Below are 10,472 nucleotides of genomic sequence, written 5' to 3'. Positions count from 1 at the left end.
GCCTAACCTAAATTAGGGTGGCCTAACTAGCGTCTCTCCAGGCCCGCCAGAGTCGCGCGTAACGGCCGCCCAGGGCCACCAGCTCCTCGTGCGTGCCCTGCTCCACGACGCGTCCCGCATCCAGCACGGCGATCCGGTCGGCGGCCACCGCCTGGGTCAGCCGGTGGGCCACGAACAGCGTGGTCCGCCCGGCGCAAGCGGCCAGCACGGCCCGCTCCAGCTCGGCGGCGCCCTCGCTGCCCGCCTCCGCGGTCGACTCGTCGAGCACCACCACGGGCGCCCGGCCCAGCACCAGCCGGGCCAGGGCCACCTGGGCCACCTTCGTGCCGTCCAGCCGCGAACCACCTTCGCCGACCGCCGTGTTCAGCCCCTCGGGCAGCGCATCGACCCACTCGGCCGCCCCTACGGTGGCCAGTGCGGCCAGCAGCTCGGCGTCGGTCGCCTCCGGCGCGGCCAGTCGCAGGTCGTCGGCGAGCGGCCCGGAGAACACGTGCGTCTCCTGGGTCAGGATGCTCACCAGCGCCCGCGCGGCGGCCTCGTCCAGATCGGCGAGGTCGGTCGGCCCGATCCGCACGGACCCGGCCTCGGGGGTCCCGATGCCGGCGACGAGTGCGGCCAGGGTCGTCTTGCCGGCGCCCGTCGCGCCCACCAGGGCCAGCGAACCGCCCGCCGGGATCGTCAGGCTCACCTCGCTCAGGACCGGTTCCTCGGCTCCGGGGTAACGGAACGTCAGCCCCTTCACCGTCACCGCGTACGGCTCCTCGCCCGCCGGTGCGGCGGTCGCATCGCCGACCAGCCGGTCCTGCGTGGACTCCCCCAGCACCCCGACGAGCCGGGTCAGGCTCGCGCCCGACTTCTGGGCCTCGTCGAAGGTGAACATGATCGCGCCGAGCGGGGTGAACAGGCGGTGGAACACCAGCGGCGCCGCCGCCACTTCACCGAGGCTGGCCGAGCCGGTCTCCAGCAGGGCGTAGCCCACCACGAGGATCAGGACCAGGCCGATGAACTCGGCGCGGTTCTCCCGGCCGACGAACCGGCCGAAGAAGTGGAACACCTCGATGCCGAGGTCCCGCACCCGCCGCGAATCCTCCGAGACCTTCTCGCGGAAGGCCTCCTCCAGGCGGTGCGCCCGTACCGTCTCGATGCCGTTCAGGCCGCTGATCAGCGCCTGCGCCCGCTCGGCCTGGGCCACCGCACGCTTGCGGTAGAGCGGGGCGGACCGGGGCAGGTACCAGCGCAGGGCCAGCGCGTAGGCCGGGAGCGCGCACGCGCCGGCCAGGCCGAGCCGCCAGTCGAGTCCGAACATGCCGATCGTGGCGATGGTCACCAGGACCCCGGCGGAGAACACCGTGGGGATGGCCGAGCGGATGCCCTTGGACAGGACGGCGACGTCGTCGCCGACCCGGGAGAGCACGTCTCCGCGGCCCACCTGCTCGACGCGGGCGCTGGGCATGCCCAGCACGGCCCGTACGGCGCCTTCGCGCAGGTGCGCGAGCAGGTCGGCACCGAGCCGCCCGATCAGGTAGGCGGACAGGGCGGTGGCCGCCGCGCCGAGCAGCGCGGCGGCCACCATCCATGCCCCGATCGTGACCAGGACCGAACGCGGTTCGCCCCCGGTCACCGCGTCGACCACCCGGCCGAGCAGCAGGACGGGGAGCATCTGGAGAGCCGCCCCGGCGACCGTGCTGAGTACGGCGCCGGACGTCAGCCAGGGCATCGTGCGGCAGTTCGCCGCGACCCATCGTGCTGCTTCACGTCCGGACGTCGTACGCAGGGCTGCCGGGGCGACCCGAATGTCCGTGGTGCTCACAAACCTAGCCGACCGACTTGACGAGCTCGTCGATGGCGAACGGCAGGGCGGGCAGGGTGGCCTGGGACATGGCCGCGCCGGCCGCCGGGCCCTCGCTGTCCAGCAGGTAGGACACCTTGTTGGCCTTGGTGACCTTCAGGTTGGCGAAGAGCTCGGACTTCTTCATCGCGTCCGTGTCGGCCTTGTCGTTGATGACGAAGACGCGGTCGACGTCGATGAGGTTCATGCGCTCCGGGGAGAGCGCGAAGGAGAACTTGCCCTCCGAGATCTTGTCGAGCTCGGTCTGGGGCTTGAAGCCCATGCCGGTCAGGAGCTGGCCGCGGACGTCGGTGGAGGTGAAGGGGTTGACCGCGTCCTTGTACCAGGAGACCGCGACGGCCGTCTGGGTGGCGAACTCGGGGTGCGCCTTCTTGACCGCGGCGAGCTTGTCCTGGATGCCCTGGATCATCGCCTTGCCCTCGGCCTCCTTGCCGACCGCCTTGGAGATCTGGAGGGCGTTGTCCGACCACGGAGCACTGAAGGGCTCCTTCTCGGCCTTGGTGCGGCCGACCGTCGGGGCGATCTTCGACAGCTTGTCGTAGGCGGCCTGGTCGACCTCGGAGTAGACCGCGATGATCAGGTCGGGGCGCAGGGCCGCGATCTTCTCGAAGTTGGGGCCGGCGTCACCGTTGCTCATGATGACCTCGGGCTTGGTCTCGCCCCACTTGTCCTTCACCCAGGGCCACTGGGTGTTGATGTCGGGGCTCTGACCCGCCGGGTTCGGGTACTGGTCGGTCATGCCGACCGGCTTGATGCCGAACGCGAGGACGGTCTGGTCGTCGGTGTAGCCGACGGTGACGACGCGCTGGGGGGCCTTCTTGACCTCGGTGGAGCCGAAGAAGTGCTCGACGGTCACCGGGAACGCACCGGTAGCGGCCGGGGCGTTGGCGGCGTCGTCCTTCTTCTTGTCCTTGTCGGCCGTCTCGGAACCGCAGCCGGCAAGGACGCCTACACCGAGGGCCGCGGCGGACACGGTGGCCGCCAGCTTCAGCCAGGGCTTGGTACGTGTCGTTCGGTCGAGGAGCATGCGGAATCCCTTGCTTTCGTACTGTCCACTGCGGCCCCACTTAGGGCAGGCAAACCGTACCCCGGGGAAGTGAGGTAAGCCTAGCCTAAGTGGTAACGCTCTGGTTTCAGCTGCCCGCACTGTGGACATGGGTCCGGCCGATCGGCACGACGAGCGGCCGGTCACCCACCGGATCGTCAATCACCATGGCACGCAGGCCGAACGCCTCCTGCAACAGCTCGGCGGTCAGCACCTCGCGCGGATGACCCTGCGCCAGGACCGAACCGGCCTTCATCACAATGAGGTTGTCGCTGTAGCGCGCGGCGAGATTGAGGTCGTGCAGCACCATGACCACGGTGCACCCCGACTCGTGCAGGTCGTCGACGAGATCGAGCACGTCGACTGCGTGCGCCAGATCCAGGTAGGTGGTGGGCTCGTCGAGCAGCAGCAGATCGGTGCCCTGAGCGAGGGTCATGGATATCCAGACGCGTTGACGCTGGCCTCCGGAGAGCGCGTCCACGGGCCGGTCGGCCAGATCGGCCACGCCCGTCATGGCCAGCGCGCGCTCCACGACGGAGGCGTCGTCCGAGGACCACTGGCGCAGCCAGCTCTGGTGCGGGTGCCGGCCCCTGGCGACCAGGTCGGCCACGGTCAGGCCTTCCGGCGCGACCGGCGCCTGGGGCAGCAGGCCGAGCTTCTTCGCCACATCCCTGGTCCGCAGCCGGGCGATGTCCTCGCCGTCCAGGACCACGGATCCGCTGGTCGGCTTGAGCAGCCGCGACAGGGTCCGCAACAGGGTCGACTTGCCGCACCCGTTGGGGCCGATGATCGTGGTCACCACACCCGGCGGGATCGACACGTCGAGCGCGTCGATGACGGTCCGGTCGCCGTACCCGACCGTGACCCCCTTGGCCGCCAGTCGCGGAACGCCCTCGGTCACGGTCTCGGACTGGGCCTCGGTGATGGACTGAGCGGCCACGGCTCCCCCTTTTATTTAGGCTTGCCTAACCTTTCTATCACCTAGCGGCGGTTCGCCCGCACCAGGAGGTAGATGAGGAAGGGGCCGCCGATCGCGGCGGTGACCACGCCGACCGGCAGGGTGACCGGCAGCGCCGTACGGGCGACCAGGTCCGAGCCGATCAGCAGCAGCGCACCCACCACGGCGGAGGCCACCAAAGGCGGCGTGGGGGACTTCGTCAGACGGATCGCCACCTGCGGCGCCACCATGGCGACGAACGGGACCGGCCCCGCCGCACTCACCGCGAAGCCCGCCAGGAGCACCGCGCACAGCAGCAGGACGGCCCGTACCAGCGCGTACCGGACGCCGAGACCCGCGGCCACGTCGTCGCCGAAGTGCAGCGGCTTGAACTGGAAGGCCGCGCACGCCACGACCACCGCGAGGACGAGCGTGCCCCAGAGGGCCACCGACACCTCGTCCCACGACCGGTTGTCCAGGGAGCCGACCAGCCACGCCTGGGCTCGCGCCACGTCCCTGATGTCGGCGGTGACCAGCAGCCAGGTCGTGAGCGCCTCCATCACGGCGCTCACGGAGAGGCCGATGAGGATGAGCCGGAAGCCGTCGACCCCGCGCCGCCACGCCATGAAGTACACCAGCAGGCCCGTGCCGAGACCGCCGGCGAGCGCCGCCCCGGACAGCCCGACGGAACCGACGACGGCGGCCGTGGCCCCGCCCGACACGGTCACCAGGCACACCGCGACCGCGCTGGCGCCTCCAGTGATGCCCAGGATGTCCGGACTGGCCAGCGGATTGCGGGCGATGGACTGGGTGATCGCCCCGGACATGCCGAGCGCGATGCCCACGACGAGCCCGGCCAGGGCCCGCGGCATGCGCAGGTCCATGATCACGAACTGGTCGACCTGCTCTCCCCCGCCGAAGAGGGTGGAGACCACCTGCGAGAGACCGAGGGGGAAGTCCCCCACGGCGATGGACAGGCAGAACAGCAGGAAGGCCGCCGCCGCCAGCAGCAGCGTGACCAGCACGATCCTGGGCCGCCAGACGAAGGACATGCCGCCGAGGCGCACGCCCGGCGCCACGGAAGGCTTCCGGTCGGGCTTCGGGGCGGACGTCAGCAGTGTCTCGTTCATGCGCTCTTGAACTTTCCCCGCCACACGAGGACCGCGAAGAACGGGGCGCCGAGCAGAGCGACGAGGATGCCCGCGTCCAGCTCTCCCGGCGACACCACGACGCGGCCCACGATGTCGCAGACCAGAAGGACGACCGCGCCGAGCAGGCCCGCGTACGGCACCAGCCAGCGGTAGTCGGGCCCGGCCAGGTAGCGGGCCACGTGCGCCACCATGAGGCCGAGGAAGGCGATGGGGCCGCACGCGGCCGTCGCCGCGCCCGCCAGCAGCGTGATGGCGATGATGCCGACGGTCCGGACCAGCGTGATGTTCACGCCCAGTCCGCGCGCCACGTCGTCGCCCAGGTTCAGCAGGTTGACGGAGGGCAGGGTGGCCAGGGCCAGGACCAGCCCGACCACGATGAAGGCCGTCACCGGCCAGATGACGTCGAAGCCGACGCCGGCCACCGACCCGGCGTTCCAGAACCGCAGGGCGTTCAGCGCCGCCTTGTCCGTCAGCGCGATCGCCGTGGTCATGGCCATCAGGAACACCGTGACCCCCTGCCCGGCCAGAGCGAGCGTCAGCGGATTGCCCGCGCCCCGGCCGATGCTCGACAGCCCGAACACGACGACACCGGCGAGCGCGGCGCCCAGGAAGGCGAACCAGACGTACTCGAACGGGTCCGTGAACCCGAACAGGGCGATCGCCGACACCACGGCGAACGAGGCGCCGGTGTTCACCCCGAGCAGGCCGGTGTCCGCGATGGGGTTGCGCGTGTACCCCTGGATCAGCGCTCCGCCCACGCCCAGCGCGATGCCCGCCACGATCGCGAGGACCGTACGGGGCAACCGTAGGGTCCTCATGATGAGCCGGGCCTCGGAAAGCTTCTGATCGGGATCCGGATCCGCGAAGAGCCCGTGCCACGCCTCGGCGGGGCTGAGCGCCCGCGCGCCGACGGCGAGGGAGACCAGCGCCGCGGCCACGAGCAGCACGAGGAGGGCGACCAGACCCGTGATCCGCCGGCGCCGGGCCTGCGCGACGGCCCCGGAGGGCGCCGGACGCCCGACCGCGGGCGGGCCGCCGGCGGGGAGGCGAGTACCAGTGGGCACGGACGTTCCTTCGATATGGGACGGGGTGACTTCACACTACTGCCGCACCTCGGGGGCGAGTACGCCCGGGAGGCACGGCAGTGGGTGGGTGTGCGCGGGTGGGTCCGCGCTGGCGGGTCCGGTCGGACGAGCCGGCCGGCGGTCCGGTCAGACGGCCGGCTGGCGGGCTCCGGCGCCCGCTCCCCCGTGCTCGACCGGACGGGCCTGGTCGGGCACGGACTTGAGGTTCCGGTCGAGGATCGAGTCGAGTATCTCGCCGACGCGCACCGCGGTGTTGGAGAGCAGGGAGGAGGTGATGCCGTGCGTGTGCTCGGTTCCGCCCTGGAGGTAGATGCCGCAGCTCAGCTCGAGGTCGGTCTCCACCCGGTAGTCGCGCTCGACGCGGACCCGGCCGTGCTCGTCGCGGTGGCAGCGGTCCGCGACCTCGCCGAGCAGGCCCAGGCCGTCGGCCTGCTGGTACCCGGTGGCGCACACCACGACGTCGGCGTCGAGCACGCTCTCCTCGCCGGTGACCAGGGACGTGATGCTGGCGCGGACCCCGTCGGCCGTCTCCTCCACGCCCGTCAGGCGCGAGACGTTCAGGAAGCGCAGCCGCTCGGTGCCGAGCACCTTCTCCTGGTACGACTGCCGGTACAGGTCGTCGATGAGGTCGATGTCGACCACGGAGTAGTTGGTGTTGCCGTGGTAGCCCATCAGCCGCTGCTTGACGTCCTCCGGGGCGGAGAAGTACTCGCCCACCGCCTCGGGGTCGAAGATGCGGTTGGCGAAGCTGCTGTCGTCCGCGGGGCTGTAGCCGTAGCGGGAGAAGACCGCGCAGACCTCGGCCTGCGGGAAGCGGCGGTGCAGGTAGGCCACGTTCTCGGCGGCGCTCTGGCCGGCGCCGACCACGACGAAGCGGGTGGGCTCGCTGCCCTCCAGGCCGTCGATCTTCTTCAGCAGGTCGGTGTTGTGCCAGACGTGGTCGGTCCGCTCGATGCCCTCGGGCATGACCGGGCGCAGACCGGTGGCGATGACGAGGTTGCGGGCACGGTGGACGACGACCTCGTCGCCGGAGCGCGCCGTCACGTCGAGGTACTCCACGACGCCGTCCTGCAGCACGGGCTCGACGGAGACGACCTGGTGGCCGTACGAGACCATGTCGTCGACCTTGGCCGCGGCCCACTCGAGGTAGTCGTGGAACTCGACGCGCAGCGGGAACAGGTTCTTGTGGTTGACGAAGTCGATCAGCCGCCCCTTCTCCTGCAGGTAGCAGAGGAAGGAGTACTCGCTGGTCGGGTTCCGGAGCGTCACCAGGTCCTTCATGAAGGACACTTGCATCGTCGCGTCATCGATGAGCATGCCGCGGTGCCACCCGAAGCGGGGCTGCTGCTCGAAGAAGTGAGCGGTGACCGCCTCTTGCCTTCCGACGCGCACGTTGTGCTCGCTGAGCGCGATCGCCATGGCGACGTTCGACGGCCCGAAGCCGATACCGATCAGGTCGTGGATCAGTGGTGCGTCGCCAGGAAGAGCCTGTGACATGTCACTCCCATTGGTGCGGGACAGCCGCCTGCCAGGCGTCGTGTCAGGGGTGGGGGAAAGGGGTGTCCAGGCACACCGGTGACCGGCAGCCGAGTGGAACTTAGGTAAAGCTAACCTGATCTGGACAGCCTGTCGACCTGACAAACCAGACAAATCCCCTGCACTTGGGTCAATCGAGCCCAGAATCGGGGCTGTTGCGCCCTTAGGTAAGCCTTGCTTTACTTACCTTTGCTCATTCGCTCTTCTGAGGAGGAAACCCGATGCGGGTCGTTATGTTCGGTTATCAGACCTGGGGCCACCGCACCCTCAAGGCGCTCCTGGACTCCGAGCACGACGTCGTGATGGTTGTGACCCACCCCAAGAGCGAGCACGCCTACGAGAAGATCTGGAGCGACTCGGTCGCCGACCTCGCCGAGGAGCACGGCGTCCCGGTCGTCATCCGCAACCGCCCCGACGACGAGGAACTGTTCCAGCAGCTTAAGGAAGCCGACGCGGACATCCTCGTCGCGAACAACTGGCGCACCTGGATCCCGCCGCGCATCTACACGCTCCCCCGCCACGGCACCCTCAACATCCACGACTCCCTGCTCCCGAAGTACGCGGGCTTCTCCCCCCTCATCTGGGCCCTCATCAACGGCGAGTCCGAAGTCGGCGTCACGGCGCACATGATGGACGAGGTGCTCGACGCCGGCGACATCGTCATGCAGCAGGCGATCCCCGTCGGCCCGACGGACACGACCACGGACCTGTTCCACAAGACGGTCGACCTGATCGCCCCGGTGACGATCGCCGCCCTCGACCTCATCGCCTCCGGCCAGACCGAGTTCACCAAGCAGGACCGCTCCCAGGCGACCTTCTTCCACAAGAGGGCCGAGGAGGACATCCGCATCGACTGGTCCTGGCCCGCCGAAACCCTGGAGCGCCTGGTCCGCGCCCAGTCCGCCCCGTACCCGGCCGCCTTCACCTTCCACAAGGGCAAGCGCCTGGAGATCCTCACGGCCGTCGTCTCCGAGGGCGTCTACGGCGGCACCCCGGGCCGCATCTTCTACCGCGAGGGCGAAGGCGTGGTCATCGTCGCCGGCGCCGACGCCCGCACGGGCCGCAACCACGGCCTGGCCATCACGAGCGTCCGCACGGAGGACGGCACGGAACTCCCCGCGTCGGCCTACTTCAAGTCCATGGGCGGCTACCTCACGACCCGCCCCTGACCCGGGTCACCCCAAAACCCCGGCCCGCCCCGGACGGTCCCCGGGCGGGCCGGCCCCTCACCACAGATACGCCCACCGGCAGGCTCAGCGCACGTCCACGTAGTCCTCGCGCCCCTTGGACGCGTAGTGCGTCGAGGGGGCGTCGTCGTAGCGCATCTGCCAGGTGCCGTCCTGGTCCGCGGTGAACTTCCTGCTGAAGGTGCCGTTGGCCAGGGTCTTGGCGGTGCCCAGCTGCTTCCACGCGCCACCCGGCGTCGCCGGCTTGAAGTAGATCCGGACGGTCTGACCGGCGAACGGCTTCCAGGTGGTGCTGTACCTGTGACTCAGCAGCCCCTTCGCGGTGATCGTCGTACCGCGGGCGACGCCCTCGGGGGTGACGTCGTCAGCCGTGAGCTGCGTGGGCCGGCGGATGAACTGGAAGGTCTGGCTGGTGGTCGGGCCCACGTTCGCGGTGCCGTGGCGCAGGCGCCACACACCGGGCTTGGCAGAGGAGTACGGGCTCTTCAGGGTGAAGGGCGTGTTGTAGGTCGTGGTGGTGGAGCCGACGTAGGTCCAGGTCTTGCCGTTGTCGCCCGAGAAGTCGAAGTGGACCCGGGGGGCGGCGCCGGCCGGGACGGTGCCGTCCTTGACGATCAGCTTGCCGGTGTAGGTGATGTTCCGGTACTGGTCCACGTGTCCCACAAGGCCCTCGAAGGCGCTCATGTGGGTGGCGTGCACGGCGAAGGAAGAGGACGAGGCCTCGAACCAGGCACTGGAGAACCCGACGGTCATCTTCGCGTCACCCGTGACGCGGAAGCCACCCACTCCGTTGCCGCAGTCATCCCGGTACACGGCGACGCAACCGTCCTTGGTCACCGCGAGGCCCTCGTTCAGAGGCTTCTGCGTGCCGTCGTCAGCCGTGCGCGTGAGAGTGCCGCGCACGGGGACCTCGGTGCCGAACCGCGCGGTCACCGTAGCGCCGGGCGAGGTCACGTTCAGCTTCGTGGCCTGCTTGCGGATCGGCAGCGACAGCTGGTTCGTCACGGACTCGCTGCCCACGAGCGAAGCCCGCAGCGAGGCCTCGCTCTCGTTGCCGCGGAAGGCGAAGGCGCTGGCGAACCGTCCCGCCCCATCGGTGGTCAACTGCACGGTCTCTCCGCTGTAGGCGTAGACCTTGACCCCGGCGCCCGTGAACGGCTTGATCTCACGCGTCTTCGGATCCTCCGCCACGACCCTGCCCGAGGACTGCCCCGAACGACTGTCGTAGGACAGCGAGGGCAGTGAGGACGCGAAGCCGTCGATCTTCGGGTTGAGGGCGTAGTTCAGCACCCCCTTGTTGGCGGCGACCTGCTCGTTGCTCTGGCCGTCGTTGCGGACCACCTCGAGGTCGTAGACGGCCATCTTGTCCAGCTTGGCGGGCGCGGACTGGAAGGCTCGAAGGCTGCAGTCCTCATCCGTACACCCGCCGGCGACGAAGCCGCCGACCCGCGCGACGACCGTACTCGTGCCCTTCTCCCGCACCCGGACGGCGAGGGCGTCGCCGACCTGCCAGCCGTAGTCGGACCAGAACCTGACGCGAAACGCCCCGTCGGACCCGACCGCGGCGTCCACGCCGTACACGTACTCCAGACTCCCGCCCGCGGCATGGGCTGCCGGGGCGGCGAGGAACGTGGACGCGGTGATACCGAGAGTCACGCCAAGTGCCGTGATGAATCGTCTAG

Annotated in this window: 8 protein-coding genes; 1 reads left to right on the top strand and 7 read right to left on the bottom strand. The window is 69.8% G+C overall.

Annotation, left to right across the window (positions count from 1 at the left end; all coding sequences use genetic code 11):
* Window positions 1-22: 22 nt before the first annotated feature.
* The 6 genes from ACZ60J_RS27645 to ACZ60J_RS27620 all read right to left on the bottom strand — a co-directional run bounded on the left by ACZ60J_RS27645 (window position 23) and on the right by ACZ60J_RS27620 (window position 7,564).
* Window positions 23-1,810 (bottom strand): ABC transporter ATP-binding protein, encoded by a 1,788-nt coding sequence (locus ACZ60J_RS27645; RefSeq protein WP_469685897.1) that lies wholly within the window; start codon window positions 1,808-1,810, stop codon window positions 23-25.
* A 4-nt stretch (window positions 1,811-1,814) separates the two neighbouring features.
* Complete coding sequence (locus tag ACZ60J_RS27640; protein ID WP_469685895.1) at window positions 1,815-2,876, bottom strand: iron-siderophore ABC transporter substrate-binding protein; 1,062 nt, start codon at window positions 2,874-2,876, stop codon at window positions 1,815-1,817.
* A 106-nt stretch (window positions 2,877-2,982) separates the two neighbouring features.
* Window positions 2,983-3,834: an ABC transporter ATP-binding protein gene (locus ACZ60J_RS27635; protein WP_469685893.1), complete on the bottom strand. Its 852-nt coding sequence runs from the start codon at window positions 3,832-3,834 to the stop codon at window positions 2,983-2,985.
* A 41-nt stretch (window positions 3,835-3,875) separates the two neighbouring features.
* Entirely contained in the window at window positions 3,876-4,961 is a 1,086-nt protein-coding gene (locus ACZ60J_RS27630) for a FecCD family ABC transporter permease (protein WP_469685891.1), read from the bottom strand.
* Window positions 4,958-6,046 (bottom strand): FecCD family ABC transporter permease, encoded by a 1,089-nt coding sequence (locus tag ACZ60J_RS27625; protein ID WP_469685889.1) that lies wholly within the window; start codon window positions 6,044-6,046, stop codon window positions 4,958-4,960. The genes ACZ60J_RS27630 and ACZ60J_RS27625 overlap by 4 nt, the downstream gene beginning before the upstream one ends.
* A gap of 147 nt (window positions 6,047-6,193) precedes the next feature.
* A complete protein-coding gene (locus ACZ60J_RS27620) occupies window positions 6,194-7,564 on the bottom strand; it encodes a lysine N(6)-hydroxylase/L-ornithine N(5)-oxygenase family protein (protein ID WP_469685887.1) in 1,371 nt (456 codons plus the stop codon).
* Between the two features lie 260 nt (window positions 7,565-7,824).
* On the opposite strand from ACZ60J_RS27620, the gene ACZ60J_RS27615 reads away from it, so the two are divergent.
* Entirely contained in the window at window positions 7,825-8,772 is a 948-nt protein-coding gene (locus ACZ60J_RS27615) for a methionyl-tRNA formyltransferase (RefSeq protein ID WP_469685885.1), read from the top strand.
* Window positions 8,773-8,856: 84 nt separating this feature from the next.
* Here the strand turns inward: ACZ60J_RS27615 and ACZ60J_RS27610 are convergent, their stop codons facing one another.
* The gene (locus ACZ60J_RS27610) at window positions 8,857-10,446 is read right to left on the bottom strand and encodes a hypothetical protein (RefSeq protein WP_469685884.1); all 1,590 of its coding nucleotides are present in this window, start codon (window positions 10,444-10,446) and stop codon (window positions 8,857-8,859) included.
* Window positions 10,447-10,472 lie beyond the last annotated feature (26 nt).

It is taken from the genome of Streptomyces sp. NPDC104226, assembly GCF_055584085.1.
The sequence above is the reverse complement of the archived record's forward strand: the minus strand, read 5'-3'. Positions and strand labels throughout refer to the sequence as shown.